The organism is Streptomyces sp. NPDC006711 (assembly GCF_042869775.1).
Lineage (GTDB): Bacteria > Actinomycetota > Actinomycetes > Streptomycetales > Streptomycetaceae > Streptomyces.
In genome coordinates this window covers 204,339-220,114 of the sequence record NZ_JBIAGO010000007.1, presented here as the reverse complement: position 1 = coordinate 220,114, position 15,776 = coordinate 204,339, and the positions used below count along the sequence as shown (strand labels likewise).

The window sequence follows — 15,776 nt, the reverse complement described above, 5'->3', positions numbered from 1 at the left end:
CTGGCCGGCGGCTCAGAACACCGGCACACCGTTCTGCGTCAGCTTCCAGTCCACCGAAGCGAACTCCGCCTGATCGATGACACCCTTCGCCTTCACCCACGCGATCATCGTGTTACGGATCTCGTCGGAGTTCGCCCACAGCTGCTTGGCGGTAGCCACCCCGGGGAAGTTGCCGCCACCATTGGCCCGGTAGTTGTTCACCGCGAGAACGAACTGCGCCGCGTCATCCAGCGGCTTCCCGCCGAACATCACCTTCGACACGCGCGAGCCCGCCGGCTTGGCGATGTCCACCTCGTAGGACACACCGCTCACCACGTCATAGTTGTAATCCGGTGTGCTGTTCGCGTTGGTGATCTTCGCCGGGTCCACCGCGCCCGTCGTCTGCACGTAATAGTTCGCCGAGAACTCCAGGTACGCCTTGACCTGAGCACCCGTCAGAAATCGTGCCTCCAGGGTGTTCTCGTACACATACAGACCCGCGACGTCCTTGATCGTCACCTTGCCCGCAGGGATGACGGCCGTCCGGGAGAAACACGCCGCCTGCGACAGCACCGGCAGCGCGGCGTACGCCGTCGACGCGAGCGCCGCCTTCACCGTCTCCGCCTGGATGTGGTTGATCAGATCGATGATCGGCACATCCTTGAACGGCGCCTGGTCCGAACGCATCTCCGCCGCGTTGGTGCCCACCACCTGGTTCACATACGCCACGACCTTGTCGTGCTCCGCCTTCACCAGACGCCTCACCACCGGGTCCTCGGCCACCGTGTTGGCGTTGCGCACGCCCGCCGTCACCGACGTCACATGCCAGCGGCCCCGCGAGAACTCCAGCGCGAAGTCGAAGACGCTCAGCCGCATGCCCCACATGTACGGCTCGGACAGCACCACGGACTTGCCGGTCTCCTTGTTGACCACCGTCCGCGACGCCACCTCCTTGTGGGTGTGACCCACCAAAATCGCGTCGATCCCCGGCACCTGCTCCGCCACCAGCGAGGAGGCGTTCTCCGGATAGGGCAGCGCGTCCCCGTACGACGTGGAACCGTCAAGGCCCGAGTGATCCGTGCAGATCACCACGTCACAGCCCAGCGCCCGCAGCTTCGGCACATAGATCTTCGCCTGCTCCACCAGACCGGGGAACGTCATCTTCCCCTGCACGTTCGCCTTGTCCCAGATCGCGATCCCGGGGTTGGTGAGCCCGAGGATGCCCACCTTCACATCCGGCCCGTGCGGCACCTTGAGCCGCCGCACCGTGTACGGAGGGAACGCCGGCTTCAGCGTCTTCGCGTCCAGCGCGTTGGCGCCGAGGAGAGGGAAGTCGAGCTGGTCCTGGAAGGCGCGCAGGGTCGGAATGCCGTAGTTGAACTCGTGGTTGCCGAGCGCCGCGGCGTCATAGCCCATCCGGTTCATCGCGAGCGCCATCGGGTGCTTGGGGCCCCGCTTGCCGGGCGAGCCCGTGATCGGCTCGACCCGCGCGTAGTAGTACGACAGCTGCGTGCCCTGGATGATGTCACCCGCGTCGATCAGCAGCGTGTTGTGCCGGCCCTTCTCCTCGCGGACCTGCTCCACCAGCGTCGCTATCTTCGCCAGACCGACGTCGTTGTGCGCCGCGTCGTCGTACTCCTTGTCCGTGAAGTAGTCCCAGTTGAAGACGTGGCCGTGCAGATCCGTCGTGCCCATCACCGAGAACGCGTACCGCTTCGGCTCACGCCCGTGCCCATGGCCCAGCTCCTCGTGGCGGCCCTCGGCCTCGGCGGGCGCGGCGATCCCCCCGGCCACGGCCACCCCGGCGCCGGCGGCGGCCGTGGTGCCAAGGAACGTCCTGCGGTTCAGCGGCATGCTCTCTCCCTGAAGTCGTGTGACGCGCGTAGAAGTTGAGCGGACGCCGACGCGCGTAGACCCACGGATTCTGACGCACAACCACCGCCCGCGACACCCCCGGCAGGTTGCGATCTGATGACCGGCCCCTGACGAGACACCCACCACCAAAAAACCGGGCACGGTGCCACAGTGGACCCATGACCGACACCCAGCCCTACGGAACCCCCGACCAGCCACGGCTCGCCGTCACCGGCGAAGCCCACCTCGAAGTCGACCCCGAACTCGCCGGCATCGCCATCACCATCGTCACCCGAGGAACCGACCGCCGCGCCACCCTCGACGACCTCACCCGACGCAACGCCCACGTCATCGACCTCATCAAGTCCTACGGCCCGGCCGTCGAAGCACTCGAAACCGGCGCCCTCACCCTCACCCCCCAACTCTCCCGGCACGGCCGGGGCGAACGCGTCCGCACCTACCACGCCACCGTCCGCGTCACCACCGAACTCACCGACTTCACCGCGCTCGGCGAACTCACCACCCGCCTCGCCGACCTCGAACTCACCCGGGTCGAGGGCCCCTGGTGGTCCCTGCGCCCCGACTCACCCGCCTACGGCGACGTACGCCGCCGCGCCGTCCAGCAAGCCGTCGCACGTGCCCGCGAATACGCCGACGCCCTCGGCACCACCCTCGCCGCCCTGGTCGAACTCTCCGACCCCGGCGCCGACAGCCCCGCCCCCGGCTACGGCGGCCCCGCCGGCGGCGGCATGGCCTTCCGCGCGGCCGCCCCCGCGGCCGCCGAACCCGCCGCCGCCCTCGACCTCGAACCCCAACGCCAGTGTGTCCGCGCCCGCGTCAACGCCCGCTTCATCATGGCCCCGCCCACCCTGTAGCACCCGTACGCACCCTGCACGCGCCCCCTGCGCACCCCCGCCGCGCGAACCCCACCGGGCGCCCCGACCCGCTCATCGGAGCGCCCCCGCGCACACGTCAACCCTTGTCAACCACCCTTCACACAAAGGTCGTTGAGCAGTAACCCCGGACGAAATACCTACCCATGGGTAAGCCCCTAGGCTCGCACCATGCGCCGAGCCAAAATCGTCTGCACCCTAGGGCCAGCCACCGACACATACGACCAGATCAAAACCCTGGTCGAAGCCGGAATGGACGTGGCCCGCTTCAACCTCAGCCACGGCACCTACGCCGAACACGAAGCGCGCTACCGCCACGTCCGCGACGCCGCCGAGGAAACCGGCCGCAGCGTCGGCGTCCTCGCCGACCTTCAAGGCCCGAAGATCCGCCTCGGACAATTCCGCGAAGGCCCCGTACTCCTTGAACGCGGCGACGAGTTCACCATCACCACCGAACCGCGCACACCCGGCGACCGCCACCTGTGCGCCACCACCTACGCGGGCCTGGCAGGCGACGTCACCACCGGCGAACGCATCCTCGTCGACGACGGCAAAGTCGCCCTCCAGGTCACCGCCGTCGACGGACCCCGCGTCCACACCCTCGTCATCGAGGGCGGCATGGTCTCCGACCACAAGGGCCTCAACCTGCCCGGAGTGGCCGTCTCCGTCCCCGCCCTGTCCGACAAGGACGAGGAAGACCTGCGCTGGGCCCTGCGCACCGGAGCCGACATCATCGCCCTGTCCTTCGTCCGCAGCGGCCACGACATCACCGACGTCCACCGCATCATGGACGAAGAAGGCCGGCGCCTGCCCGTCATCGCCAAAATCGAAAAGCCCCAGGCCGTCGACAACATCGACGACATCGTGGCCGCTTTCGACGGCATCATGATCGCGCGCGGCGACCTCGGCGTCGAAATGCCCCTGGAACTCGTGCCCATCGTGCAAAAGCGCGCCATCAAACTGGCCAAGCGCAACGCCAAACCCGTCATCGTCGCCACCCAGATGCTCGACTCGATGATCGACAACTCCCGCCCCACCCGCGCCGAAGCGAGCGACGTCGCCAACGCGGTCATCGACGGCACCGACGCGGTGATGCTCTCCGGCGAGACCAGCATCGGCAAACACCCCGTCGAAACGGTCAAGACGATGAGCCGCATCGTCGAAGCGGCCGAGGAAGACGTCCTCGCCAAGGGCCTGCCACCCCTCACCGACCGCAACAAGCCCCGCACCCAGGGCGGCGCGGTGGCCCGGGCGGCCGCCGAAATGGGCGACTTCCTCGGCGCCAAATTCCTCGTCGCCTTCACCCAGTCCGGCGACACGGTCAAACGCCTGTCCCGCTACCGCTCCCCGATCCCCCTCCTGGCCTTCACCCCCGTCCCCGCCACCCGCTCCCAGCTCAACCTCACGTGGGGTGTGGAGACGTTCCTCGGCCCGCACGTCGAATCCACCGACGAGATGGTGGCGCAGGTCGACGAGATGCTCCTCAAGGTCGGCCGCTGCCAGAAGGGCGACGTGGTGGTCATCACCGCCGGCTCCCCACCCGGCGTCCCCGGCTCGACCAACCTGGTCCGAGTCCACCACATCGGCGAGGACGACAGCCCCAAGTAGCCCGGGGCCGTGGCCCCTTGCCGTACCCCTCGCGGGGGGCCGCCCCGCCGTGCGTCAGTACTTGGGGCCTATGTGCTGGTCCATGAGGGCGACGGAGTTCCGCTTGGCGACGGATATGTTCTGCACCGCTCGACTCTGGTTGGACGGCCGCCACTCCACGCCGACGCTGTCGAGCGACGCCGTGAAGAGCCCGAGAATGTCGGCGGAGGCGTTGGAAAAGAAGTATCTGGCGTACTCGTATCGTTTTCGCTCGCCGTCGATGGTCTTCTCGGTCCAGTTGATGATGCGACAGCCATCGGAGTGGATCAAGCCCCGTATGAACGGCCAAGGAGACTCATCGACGACTTGCTGCTGCCACTCCGCGAGCACAATTTTTCGCTGGTGCTTCTTGCCCGGTCTGTGTTGAGGGAACAGACACGGCAGGTGTTTGAAGTACACCTTGATGTTGTGAGCGCCCTTTGCGCGTACGCGGCAGGTGGCGTTGTGCGGGAAGACCGCACGCATGGCGTATTCGGCCTCCGTCTGAATGCCCGGCCATGCGTCGTCCAGCGTGACGATGAAGCTGAGAACGCGGTGCCCCGCATAGTGGCTGATGTGTCCGTCGCCAAGGTAGAGCCCCAGCAAGTAGGCGTAGGCGGGCCTGTCCAGTGGCCTTTTGTCGCACAACGGACAGAGCAAGGAGGCCCGAACAGATACCGGTTCGCCCCGCTTCACGCGGTCGACGTGCTTCCAGTAGCTGACCGTGCCGAGCGGGACTGCGAGCCGCCGTGCCACATCTGCGTTCTTGGCTCCGTTGCGAAGCATGGTGAGCGCGGTCTGTCGCATCTGAGTGCCATGAAAGGTCATGTGGCTACCCTGAGTGGCTGGCCATTGCACCGCGTAGCGAAAAGCAGAGGTCCACGCGAACGTGATCCTCCGCTTTCCGAGATCCGGCCTTCGAAACGAAGGAAAAGTGCCCCGGGTGGGACTCGAACCCACACTGTATGCTGTTTGAGAGCATCGCCTGCTGCCGATTGGGCTACCGGGGCCCATTGGATCGAAGGTTTGCCTCGACCCGCTTGGCGACCACCATACCGCAGCTAGGTACGCTCATGGGGAGCAGTATCTGCCCCGCACCGAGGAGCCCCCGTGACCGCCCCCGAGTCGCCCCAGCCCGTCGCAGACGACGACGCGTCGCACGTCCCCCCGCTGACCACCCGCGTGGTGATCGCCGAGGACGAGGCCCTGATCCGGCTCGATCTCAAAGAGATGCTGGAAGAAGAGGGCTACGCGGTCGTCGGTGAGGCCGGGGACGGGCAGAAGGCCGTCGAGCTGGCCCGGGAGCACCGGCCGGATCTGGTGATCCTGGATGTGAAGATGCCGGTCCTGGACGGGATCTCGGCGGCGGAGCTGATCGCGAAGGAGTCGATCGCGCCGGTGCTGATGCTGACCGCGTTCAGTCAGCGGGACCTGGTGGAGCGGGCGCGGGACGCCGGAGCGATGGCGTATCTCGTGAAGCCGTTCTCCAAGAGCGATGTGGTGCCGGCCATCGAGATGGCGGTGTCGCGGTTCACGGAGCTGAAGGCGCTGGAGCGGGAGGTCGCGGACCTTTCGCAGCGTCTGGAGACGCGCAAGCTCGTGGACCGGGCGAAGTCGGTGTTGCAGACGCAGTACGGGTTGTCGGAGCCGGCGGCGTTCCGGTGGATTCAGAAGACGTCGATGGACCGGCGGATGTCGATGCAGCAGGTGGCCGAGGCGGTCATTGAGGACGCCGAGGAGAAGAAGGCGGCGAAGGGGGAATAGTCCCCGCCGTCAGTACGCGTACGGGTGTGGCCCGCGTCCGGAGTGCCGGACGCGGGCCACTGTCTTAGGGGACGGGGCTCAGTCCTCGCCGAGGTAGGCCTTGCGGACGGATTCGTCGTGGAGGAGGTCCTGGCCGGTTCCGGAGAGGACTATGGTGCCGATTTCCATGACGTGGCCGTGGTCGGCGAGGGAGAGCGCGGCTTGGGCGTTCTGTTCGACGAGCAGGATCGTGGTGCCCTGGGCTTTGAGTTCGGTAATGGTGGCCATGATTTTCTGCATCATGATCGGCGAGAGTCCCATGGACGGCTCGTCGAGCATGAGGAGTTTCGGCTGGGACATCAGTGCGCGGCCCATGGCGAGCATTTGCTGTTCGCCGCCGGAGAGGGTGCCGGCTGCTTGTTTGCGGCGTTCTCCGAGGATGGGGAAGAGGTCGTAGGCGCGCTGGATGTCTTTTTCTATGCCGGGTTTGTCGTCGCGGAGGTAGGCGCCGAGGCGCAGGTTGTCCTCGATGGTCATGCGGGGGAAGATGTGGCGGCCTTCGGGGGAGTGGGCCATGCCGAGGGCGACGATTTTGTGCGCGGGTACGTTGGCGAGGGGTTTGCCGTCGAAGGTGATTTTTCCGGCGAGGGGTTCAAGGAGGCCGGAGAGGGTGCGCAGGGTGGTGGTTTTTCCGGCGCCGTTGGTGCCGATGAGAGTGACGACTTCTCCTGCTTCGACGCTGAAGGAGATGCCTTTGACGGCTTCGATCTTGCCGTAGGCGACCCGGAGGTCCTCGACTTCGAGGAGTGCGGTCACGGGGTGTCTCCTTCGGTGGCGGTGGTGCTGCGCGCCGTTTCGGCCGCTTCGACTTCGGCGTTCTCCTCGTCGCCCGGTGCGCCTTCGAAGGGTGTGCCGAGGTAGGCGGCGATGACGCGTTCGTCGGCCTGGACGGTTTCGGGGGTGCCTTCGAGGAGTTTCTGGCCCTGGACGAGGACGGACACGCGGTCGCAGAGGTTCATGATGAACCGCATGTCGTGTTCGATGACGAGGACGGCGATGCCCTGGTCGCGGATGGCGAAGATGAGTTCTTCGGCGGCGCGGGTTTCTTGGGGGTTCATGCCGGCGGTGGGCTCGTCGAGGAGGAGGAGTCCGGGTTCGCTGGCGAGTGCGCGGGCGATTTCGAGCTTTCGTTGTTCGCCGTAGGGGAGGTTGCGTGAGAGGTGGTCGGCTTTCGCGGCGAGTCCGGTGAATTCGAGGAGTTCCATGGCTCGTTCGCGGGACGCGTTTTCGGCGTTCTTGAAGCCGGGCAGGCGCAGAAGTGCGGACCAGAGGCCTTCTTTGGTGCGGGTGTGGCGGCCGACGAGGACGTTTTCCAGGACGGTCATGTTGGGGAAGAGCCGGATGTTCTGGAAGGTGCGGGCGACGCCGGCCTGGGTGACGAGGTGGGGTTTGGGGGGAAGGACGGTGCCTTTGTAGGTGACTTTTCCTTCGGTGGGGACGTACAGGCCGGTGAGGCAGTTGAAGAAGGTGGTTTTGCCCGCTCCGTTGGGTCCGATGAGGCCGATGATTTCGCCGCTGTTGACGGTGAGGTCGACGTCTCGTACGGCGGTGAGTCCGCCGAAGCGCATGGTGACGCCGCTGGCGTGGAGGACGGTGTCGGTCGTGGTGGTGGTCATGCTGGTCACGCCCCCGCCTTGGTGACGCCGACGGGTGTGTCGGTGAGGCTGGTTTCTGGTGTGTCGAGTTGGCCGGTCTCGTGGAATTCGAGCTTTTTGCGGCGGTCGGCGATGATGCCTTCGGGGCGCAGGCGCATGAGGACGATGAGGGCGACTCCGAACAGGAGCAGCTGGTAGTCCTGCATGAATTGGAGTTTGGCCGGGATGAGGTAGAGCAGGGCCGCGCCGATGAGGGGGCCGCTCATGGTGCCCATGCCGCCGAGGATGACGGCGGCGAGCAGGAAGGCGGAGTTGGGGGGTACGGAGCCGGCGAATTGGTACTGCTCGGGGGTGACGGTGCTGGTGAGGTGGCCCTGTACGGTGCCGGCGAGTCCGGCGAGGGTGGCGCCGAGTGCGAAGGCGATGAGTTTGACGCGGAAGCCGTTGATGCCCATGGCGGTGGCGGCGGTTTCGTCTTCGCGGATGGCGACCCAGGCGCGGCCGATGCGGCTGTCGGCGCTGCGGCGGAAGACGGTGACGACGACGAGGGTGATGAGGAGCATCAGGAGGTAGTAGTTGCCGGGTTTGCCGAGGGTGAAGCCGGCGACGTCGTGGCTGATGCCGAGGTCGTATCCGAAGATGGTGATGTCGGGGATGGCGGGGATGCCGCGGGAGCCGTTGGTGACGTTGGGTCCGCTGTTCCCGTTGAGGTTGTTCATGGTGATGCGGAAGATCTCACCGAAGCCGAGGGTGACGATGGCGAGGTAGTCGCCGCGCAGGCGCAGGGTGGGGGCGCCGATGAGGACGCCGAAGACGAGGGAGGCGCCGGCGCCGACGAGGATGGCGGCCCAGAAGGGGAAGTGGACGCCGATGCTGGAGGTGCTCGCGCCGGAGACGAGGGCGGCCGCGTAGGCGCCGACGCCGAGGAAGGCGACGTAGCCGAGGTCGAGGAGGCCGGCGAGGCCGACGACGACGTTGAGGCCGAGAGCGACGGTGGCGAAGATCAGGATGTTGGCGCCGATGAGGGAGTATTCGTCGCTGGATTGGGTGAAGGGGAAGCAGATCGCGGCGACGAAGGCGGCGCTGAGGGTGATGGTGCGGTGGTGCGCGGTGAGCGCGGACAGGCGGGCGAGCAGGCCTGCTTGGGTGAGGGCGGCGAAGGTGAACACGGCGGTGATGAGGAAGCCGATGAACAGTTCGGTGTAGGCGGTGTCGATGCCGTACGCGAAGACGTAGAGGCCGATGGCGAAGGCGGCGACGATGATGAGGATGCCGGCCCAGTCGGGGATGGCGCGGGCGGGGCGGGGGGCGGGGGCGGCCAGGGTGTGGCGCAGGCGCTGCCAGGGGCTGTCGCCGGTGGTGTCGGTGCCGGGGACGTCGCCGGGCAGGGCGAAGGCGCCGATGAGGGCGATGAGGGAGCCGGCGCCGGAGACGTAGGCCCCGGGTTCGAGGTTGACGATGCCGCCGAGGTCGCCGGAGATGGCGCCCAGTGTGTAGGCGGTGGTGGCGAAGGTGGCGAGGGCGAGCAGGCGCAGGGGGGCGCCGGTGCCGCCGGGGGTCAGCCAGCGCAGTCCCTTGATGCCGTACGCGGAGAGCGCGAACAGCAGGGTGAGCAGTGCGCCGGTGAGGGTGAGGAGCTGGAGGCCGCCGGGGTAGCCGGTGACGGTGAGGTCGCCGGGGAAGTCGCTGGTCCAGGTCCAGGCCAGGAAGGTGCCGATGAGGGCGAGGGCGGCGCCGGCGGTGACGGCGTGGCGGGCCGGGGTCTGGGGGAGCGGGATGAGCGGGGTCGCGCTGTCGTGGGCGCGGGTGGTGTTGGTGGTCATGGTGATCACGCCCTGTCCGCGACGCGTTCGCCGAGCAGGCCCTGGGGCCGTATGAGGAGGACGAGGATGAGCAGCACGAAGGCCCATACGTCCTTCCAGGCGCCGCCGCCGAACAGTTCCATGCTGGGGATGTTGCCGACGTAGCCGACGGCGAGCGCTTCGGCCAGTCCGAGGACGATGCCGCCGAGCATGGCTCCGTAGATGTTGCCGATGCCGCCGAGTACGGCCGCGGTGAAGGCCTTGAGGCCCATGATGAAGCCCATGCGGAAGCCGACTTGGCCGTTGTGGAGGCCGTAGCCGACTGCGGCGATCGCGGCGAACGCGGCGCCGATGGCGAAGGCCATGACGATGATGCGGTCGGTGTTGATGCCCATGAGTTTGGCGGTGTCGGGGTCCTGGGCGGTGGCCTGCATGCCGCGGCCGGTGCGGGTCTTGGTGACGTAGAACCCGAGGGCGATCATGCAGAGGGGGGCGGCGATGAGGATGAAGAGGTCGCCGCGCTGGACGCTGGCGCCCAGCACGTGGAAGGCGCCGCCGTCGAACTGGGGGAAGGAACGATCCTTCTTGGCGTCCGGGTACCACTTCCACACGGCCTGTTGCAGGGCGAGGGAGAGGCCGATCGCGGTGATGAGGGGGGCGAGACGGGGGGCGCCGCGCAGGGGCCGGTAGGCGAAGCGCTCGGCCGCGGTGGCCACCAGGACGGAGACGATGACGCCGCCGATGATCATGAGGGGGATGGCGGCGAGGAGGGAGAAGCCTGAGGGGAGCGCGAGGAAGACGGTGAGAGCCCCGAAGCCCCCGACCATGAATATCTCGCCGTGGGCGAAGTTGATGAGCTGGACAATGCCGTAGACCATCGTGTACCCGATCGCGATCAGTCCGTACATCGCGCCGAGGATGAGTCCGTTGGCCAGCTGTTGCGGCAGTTCGTGCACCGCGGGGCCTCCGTGAAGTGATCGGATATGGCACCGCGCGGGGGCGCTCGTGGCGCTCCCGCGCGGTCCTTGGTGTGCGGGTGTGCGAGATGGCGCGGTGGCGCCGGGGTTACGGCTTGTAGGCCTCGCTGAGCTCGGGCTTCCAGGCCCCGTCGGTGACCTTGTAGGCGGTCATCATGGTGTTGGTGGTGTCGCCGTACTGGTCGAAGGAGACGGGGCCGGTGACGCCGTCGAACGTGACCTTGCCGACGGCGTCGAGGACCTTGGCGCGCAGGTCGCCGCTGGGGAGCTTGCCGTTGTTGGCGGCGACGACGTCCTTGACGGCCTCGATGATGGCCCAGGTCGCGTCGTAGGTGCCGCCCCCGTAGGCCTCGTAGGCGTCCTTGTAGCCGGCCGCCTTGTAGTTGGCGATGAAGGTCTTGGCGGAGTCGAGCTGTTCGACGGGCTTGCCGACGGAGGTGGCGAGGTCGCCGTTGGCCTTCTTGTTGAGCTTGATGAAGTCGGCGCTGTAGATGCCGTCGCCGCCCATCAGCGGGATGGCGGTGCCGCTGTCCTTAAGCTGCTGGGACAGCGGTCCCGCGGCCGGGTATTCGCCGCCGTAGTACAGGGCCTTGGCGCCGGTGGCCTTGACCTTGGCGACGATCGCGTTGAAGTCGCGGTCGTCGGGGTTGATGTGGTCGCTGCCGACGATCTTGCCGCCGAGCTTGGTGAAGGTGTCCTTGAAGGAGGCCGCGAGCCCCGCGCCGTAGGTCTTCTGGTCGTCGATGAGGTAGACCGAGTCGATCTTGGCGTTGTTGAACAGGTACTTGGCGGCGAAGGCGCCCTGGACCTGGTCGGTGGTGGCGGTGCGGAAGAAGGTCTTGTACGGGCGGACCTTGTCGCCGGTCTTCCAGCCGTTGCCCTGGGTCAGCTCGGTGCCCGTGTTGGCGGGGGATATCTGGGTGAGCCCGGCGTCGTTCAGCGGCTTCTGCATGGACTGCGAGACGCTGGAATTGAGCGGGCCCACGACGCCGACGACGCTCTTGTCGCCGATGAACTTGGTGGCGTTCTGCTGGCCGACGGAGGGCTGCGCCTGGTCGTCGAGCGGCTGGGTCTTGAACTGGACGCCGGGGACGAGGTTCTGCTTGTTGGCCGTCTGGGCGGCGAGGTCGGCGGAGTTCTTGATGCCGAGGCCGAGGGCGGACAGGTCACCCGTGAGGGGTGCGTCTACGCCGATGACGACGGTCTGCTTCTTGCCGCTGCTGTCGTCGCCGCCTTTGTCGCGCGATCCGCAGGCGGTGAGGGTGAGTGCGCCTGAAGTGAGCACTGTGGTGAGGATGAGCAAGGAACGGTGTCGCACGATGGGTCCTTTCCCTGGCGCGGCCTTCCCCGTGAGTGAGGTGCCGTGTCGGTCGCCGGGCCGTACTGATCGGTAAGGGCCGTGCAGCAGTCGCACCCGGCGGCGCGGTGACTGGCCGTGACTCTAAGCGCAGCCGGGGAGGGTGGGGAGCGGCCGGGACAGGATGTGACTTTCTTGTTATGCCAAGGCCAAACCGTGGTGGCACAGGGCGGACCTTTCCGGCATGTCCGTACACAGGGATTTCTCGCATGATGAGAACGCCCAGTTCCGCTAAGGGGCTTGAGGGGATCATGGTCCTGACGGGCCTCGGGACGTCCGTAAGCCGGGCGGTGGCCGGGAAGGGGGTCGCCGGCGGCCGGATGGCGTCCCCGGCACCCCGCCCGCCCATTACGCAGCGTTACCGTGACGCGGAGGGGAGGGGCGGCTGCGTCTGCGCCCAAGGGCCGCCCGAGGGGGCGCCGTTGCGATAGCGCTCATCGCAACCTTCGCGTGCGCGCCGCTCGACGACCCGGTCGCCCGCGGCCGCGCCGTGAGCCGCGCGCTCCGGCCGGGCGGCGGCCAGCGCGGCCAGCAGGATCTCGTTCTGCCCGTCCGACAGGCCCTTCTCCTGATAGTCCAGGCCAGAGCCCTTGCCCTGGTCGAGTTCCTGCCGCGCCCAGTAGGTGATCAGGCGGACGCAGAGGTCCTGGGGCGAAGTGGCCCCGGGGGATGGCGAGTTGGCCTCGACGCCGCTGCGGGTGGCGGCTCGGGAGGGGCCCGCGGGCTGGGCGGTGCAGCCCGCCAGGGCCGCCACCGCGAGGAACGCGCCCGGCAGGATGAGTCGTACCCTCGACCGCTGCTTGGGCCTCATGGCACGAAGTTAGGGCGCGGAGCGTGATGTGACAATGGCCGACGAGTCGTCAACTCATCGGCCACGAAACGGACTTGACCCCTCCGTAGGGAGGGGGTCGATCCCCTGCGCCGGGAGGGGGCGGCCGGGGGAGGGGCCTGACCCCTTCGCCGGGGGAGAGGTGGCGCTGGGAGGGGCTTGCCCCCCATGCCGGGAGAGGAGCGCTGCGGCGGGTTCAGTCCTTCTGGCCGGGCGCGTCACGCAGCAGACACGTCAGACGGGCCGTGCAGACCCGCTTGTCCTGCTCATCAGTGATCACGATCTCGTACGTGGCCGTCGAGCGCCCCCGGTGCACGGGCGTGGCGACCCCGGTGACCAGACCGCTGCGCACCCCCCGGTGGTGGGTGCAGTTCAGGTCCACCCCCACCGCGATCTTGGTGTGGCCGCCGTGCAGCATCGAGCCGACCGAACCGATCGTCTCGGCCAGGACCGCCGAGGCGCCGCCGTGCAGCAGACCGTAGGGCTGGGTGTTGCCCTCGACGGGCATGGTCGCCACGACCCGCTCGGCCGACGCCTCGATGATCCGCACGCCCATGCGGGTGCCCAGGTGCCCGGCGGAGAACATCGCGGGCAGGTCGACACCGAGGGACGCGTACTCGTCGACGACTTCCTGCGGGAACTTCACGCTGCTCTGCTCGCCCATGGGCTCCGGCTCCGTTCATCTGCGGTTGCTGCGCTGTCGCCACCGTCATACCAGATGACTGAGCAGACGCTTAGGGCGCAGCTCTCATTGCCCGGCCCCGCCCTCCTGCCCGGGCCTCTCCAGACGCACCACCACCGACTTGCTGGCCGGGGTGTTGCTGACATCGGCCGTCGAGCCCAGCGGCACCAGGACATTGGTCTCGGGATAGTAGGCGGCGGCGCAGCCACGCGCGGTCGGGTAGTGCACGACGCGGAAACCCGGCGCGCGCCGCTCCACACCGTCCTTCCACTCGCTGACCAGATCCACATACGCCCCGTCCGCCAGGCCCAGTCCGGCCGCGTCGGCCGGGTTGACCAGGACCACACGCCGGCCGCCCTTGATGCCGCGGTAGCGGTCGTCGAGACCGTAAATGGTGGTGTTGTACTGATCGTGGGAGCGCAACGTCTGCAACAGCAGCCGGCCCTGGGGAAGCTCGGGGAACTCCACCGGGGCGGCCGTGAAGTTGGCCTTGCCGGTGGCGGTGGGAAAACGCCGCTCATCGCGCGGCGCGTGCGGCAGCTGGAACCCGCCGGGGCGCGCGACCTTCGCGTTGAAGTCCTCGAAGCCCGGCACCACGCGCGCGATGCGGTCGCGGATCGTGGCGTAGTCCCGCTCGAACTCCGCCCAGTCCACCACCGAGGACGCGCCGAGCGTGGCCCGGGCCATACGGGCCACGATCGCCGGCTCGGACAGCAGATGACGGCTCGCGGGAGCCAGGTTGCCGCGCGAGGCGTGCACCAGGCCCATCGAATCCTCCACGGTCACGAACTGCCGCCCGCTTGCCTGCACGTCCTTGTCGGTACGCCCCAGGGTCGGCAGGATCAACGCGCGCCGGCCCGTCACGGCATGCGAGCGGTTGAGCTTGGTGGAGACATGGACGGTCAGCGAGGCCCGGCGCATGGCGGCCTCCGTCACCTCCGTGTCGGGAGTGGCGCTCACGAAGTTGCCACCCATGGCGAAGAACACCTTCGCCCTGCCGTCGCGCAACGCCTCGATGGACCGTACGACGTCATAGCCGTGGTGGCGCGGCGGGGCGAAACCGAACTCCTTCTCCAGCGCGTCGAGCAGCGCGGGAGCGGGCCGCTCGAAGATGCCCATCGTGCGGTCGCCCTGCACATTGGAGTGGCCGCGCACCGGACAGACACCGGCGCCCGGGCGGCCGATGTTGCCGCGCAGCAGCAGGAAATTGACCACTTCGCGGATGGTCGGCACGGAGTGCTTGTGCTGGGTCAGACCCATCGCCCAGCACACGATGGTGCGCTTGGAGGCGAGCACCATCGCCAGCGCCTGCTCGATCTCGGCCCGGCTCAGACCGGTCGCCGCCAGCGTCCGATCCCAGTCCGCCGCGCGCGCCGCGGCCTTGAACTCCTCGAAACCATGGGTGTGTTCGCGCACGAACAGCTCATCGACGGCGCCCGGCGTCTCGACGATCAGCTTGTTCAGGAGACGGAACAGCGCCTGGTCACCGCCGATGCGGATCTGCAGGAAAAGATCGGTGAGAGAGGCGCCCTTGAGCATGCCCTGCGGGGTCTGCGGGTTCTTGAACTTCTCCAGGCCCGCCTCCGGCAGCGGATTCACCGAGATGATCCTGGCGCCGGCGTTCTTCGCCTTCTCCAGAGCGGACAGCATCCGGGGATGGTTGGTGCCCGGATTCTGCCCCGCGATCACAATCAGGTCGGCCTGGTGCAGATCATCGAGCGAGACGCTGCCCTTGCCGACACCGATCGTCTCCGTCAGCGCCGAACCCGACGACTCATGACACATGTTGGAACAGTCCGGCAGATTGTTGGTGCCGAACTCGCGGGCGAAGAGCTGAAGCAGGAAAGCCGCCTCGTTGCTGGTGCGCCCCGAGGTGTAGAACAGCGCCTCGTCGGGGGAGGCAAGCGCGTTCAGCTCCTGCGCGATGATCTCAAAAGCCCGCTCCCAGGTGATCGCCTCGTACCGCTCGGCGCCCTCGGGCAGATACATCGGCTGGGTGATGCGGCCCTGCTGGCCCAGCCAGTACCCACTGCGGGTGGCGAGATCGGCGACAGGATGGGCGGCGAAGAAATCCGGCGTGACCCGGCGCAGCGTCGCCTCCTCGGCGACCGCCTTCGCGCCGTTCTCACAGAACTCCGCCGTGTGCCGCTTGTCGCCCTCGGGCCAGGCGCAGCCCGGACAGTCGAAACCGTCCTTCTGATTGACCTTGAGCAGGGTTCGCGCCGTGCGGCGCACGCCCATCTGCTGCTGCGCCATGAGCAGGGTGTGACCGATGGCGGGGAGACCTGCGGCGGCATGCTTGGGCGCGGCGACCTGCGGCGCGTCCTGGACCGGATCACCTGCGGGCGGCTTGCTGACCATGGCGCTGATCCCCTTCGA

13 protein-coding genes and 1 tRNA gene are annotated in these 15,776 nt (G+C 67.8%); 3 read left to right on the top strand and 11 right to left on the bottom strand.

What is annotated here, in order from left to right; genetic code table 11:
- Positions 1-12 precede the first annotated feature (12 nt).
- Positions 13-1,833, bottom strand: a complete 1,821-nt coding sequence (locus ACFYM2_RS17265; RefSeq protein ID WP_388837002.1) for a bifunctional metallophosphatase/5'-nucleotidase — start codon at positions 1,831-1,833, stop codon at positions 13-15.
- Between the two features lie 179 nt (positions 1,834-2,012).
- On the opposite strand from ACFYM2_RS17265, the gene ACFYM2_RS17260 reads away from it, so the two are divergent.
- Positions 2,013-2,708: an SIMPL domain-containing protein gene (locus ACFYM2_RS17260; protein ID WP_388836999.1), complete on the top strand. Its 696-nt coding sequence runs from the start codon at positions 2,013-2,015 to the stop codon at positions 2,706-2,708.
- Positions 2,709-2,897: 189 nt separating this feature from the next.
- Complete coding sequence (pyk, locus tag ACFYM2_RS17255; protein ID WP_388836996.1) at positions 2,898-4,334, top strand: pyruvate kinase; 1,437 nt, start codon at positions 2,898-2,900, stop codon at positions 4,332-4,334.
- A 54-nt stretch (positions 4,335-4,388) separates the two neighbouring features.
- On the opposite strand, the gene ACFYM2_RS17250 is transcribed toward pyk, so the two are convergent.
- Both ACFYM2_RS17250 and ACFYM2_RS17245 read right to left on the bottom strand, forming a co-directional pair.
- On the bottom strand, positions 4,389-5,180 hold the full coding sequence (locus ACFYM2_RS17250; protein WP_388836992.1) for a helix-turn-helix domain-containing protein: 792 nt from the start codon (positions 5,178-5,180) through the stop codon (positions 4,389-4,391).
- A gap of 107 nt (positions 5,181-5,287) precedes the next feature.
- A tRNA-Leu gene (locus tag ACFYM2_RS17245) sits at positions 5,288-5,362 on the bottom strand.
- Between the two features lie 100 nt (positions 5,363-5,462).
- Between ACFYM2_RS17245 and ACFYM2_RS17240 the strand changes: the two genes are divergently transcribed.
- Positions 5,463-6,116, top strand: coding sequence for a response regulator (locus tag ACFYM2_RS17240; RefSeq protein ID WP_350229736.1), 654 nt, complete (start codon positions 5,463-5,465; stop codon positions 6,114-6,116).
- 78 nt (positions 6,117-6,194) lie between these two features.
- Here ACFYM2_RS17240 and ACFYM2_RS17235 read toward each other — a convergent pair whose 3' ends face one another.
- The 8 genes from ACFYM2_RS17235 to ACFYM2_RS17200 all read right to left on the bottom strand — a co-directional run bounded on the left by ACFYM2_RS17235 (position 6,195) and on the right by ACFYM2_RS17200 (position 15,758).
- Positions 6,195-6,911, bottom strand: a complete 717-nt coding sequence (locus ACFYM2_RS17235; protein ID WP_359004639.1) for an ABC transporter ATP-binding protein — start codon at positions 6,909-6,911, stop codon at positions 6,195-6,197.
- Entirely contained in the window at positions 6,908-7,771 is an 864-nt protein-coding gene (locus tag ACFYM2_RS17230; protein ID WP_388457480.1) for an ABC transporter ATP-binding protein, read from the bottom strand. Before ACFYM2_RS17230 ends, ACFYM2_RS17235 begins: the two co-directional genes overlap by 4 nt.
- Positions 7,772-7,776: 5 nt before the next feature.
- Complete coding sequence (locus tag ACFYM2_RS17225) at positions 7,777-9,573, bottom strand: branched-chain amino acid ABC transporter permease (RefSeq protein WP_388836989.1); 1,797 nt, start codon at positions 9,571-9,573, stop codon at positions 7,777-7,779.
- A 5-nt stretch (positions 9,574-9,578) separates the two neighbouring features.
- Positions 9,579-10,508, bottom strand: coding sequence for a branched-chain amino acid ABC transporter permease (locus ACFYM2_RS17220; protein ID WP_350229733.1), 930 nt, complete (start codon positions 10,506-10,508; stop codon positions 9,579-9,581).
- Positions 10,509-10,617: 109 nt separating this feature from the next.
- Positions 10,618-11,832: a branched-chain amino acid ABC transporter substrate-binding protein gene (locus ACFYM2_RS17215; protein WP_359004677.1), complete on the bottom strand. Its 1,215-nt coding sequence runs from the start codon at positions 11,830-11,832 to the stop codon at positions 10,618-10,620.
- Between the two features lie 412 nt (positions 11,833-12,244).
- Positions 12,245-12,697 (bottom strand): hypothetical protein, encoded by a 453-nt coding sequence (locus ACFYM2_RS17210; protein ID WP_388457278.1) that lies wholly within the window; start codon positions 12,695-12,697, stop codon positions 12,245-12,247.
- Positions 12,698-12,911: 214 nt separating this feature from the next.
- The gene (locus ACFYM2_RS17205) at positions 12,912-13,379 is read right to left on the bottom strand and encodes a hotdog fold thioesterase (protein WP_350229731.1); all 468 of its coding nucleotides are present in this window, start codon (positions 13,377-13,379) and stop codon (positions 12,912-12,914) included.
- 84 nt (positions 13,380-13,463) lie between these two features.
- Positions 13,464-15,758, bottom strand: coding sequence for an FdhF/YdeP family oxidoreductase (locus ACFYM2_RS17200; protein WP_388457280.1), 2,295 nt, complete (start codon positions 15,756-15,758; stop codon positions 13,464-13,466).
- Between the last annotated feature and the right edge of the window lie 18 nt (positions 15,759-15,776).

Coding starts and splice junctions, on each gene's coding strand:
- ACFYM2_RS17265 (WP_388837002.1), bottom strand. CDS start 1,833: ATGCCGCTGAACCGCAGGACGTTCCTTGGCACCACGGCCGCCGCCGGC.
- ACFYM2_RS17260 (WP_388836999.1), top strand. CDS start 2,013: ATGACCGACACCCAGCCCTACGGAACCCCCGACCAGCCACGGCTCGCC.
- pyk (WP_388836996.1), top strand. CDS start 2,898: ATGCGCCGAGCCAAAATCGTCTGCACCCTAGGGCCAGCCACCGACACA.
- ACFYM2_RS17250 (WP_388836992.1), bottom strand. CDS start 5,180: ATGACCTTTCATGGCACTCAGATGCGACAGACCGCGCTCACCATGCTT.
- ACFYM2_RS17230 (WP_388457480.1), bottom strand. CDS start 7,771: ATGACCACCACCACGACCGACACCGTCCTCCACGCCAGCGGCGTCACC.
- ACFYM2_RS17225 (WP_388836989.1), bottom strand. CDS start 9,573: ATGACCACCAACACCACCCGCGCCCACGACAGCGCGACCCCGCTCATC.
- ACFYM2_RS17210 (WP_388457278.1), bottom strand. CDS start 12,697: ATGAGGCCCAAGCAGCGGTCGAGGGTACGACTCATCCTGCCGGGCGCG.
- ACFYM2_RS17205 (WP_350229731.1), bottom strand. CDS start 13,379: ATGGGCGAGCAGAGCAGCGTGAAGTTCCCGCAGGAAGTCGTCGACGAG.
- ACFYM2_RS17200 (WP_388457280.1), bottom strand. CDS start 15,758: ATGGTCAGCAAGCCGCCCGCAGGTGATCCGGTCCAGGACGCGCCGCAG.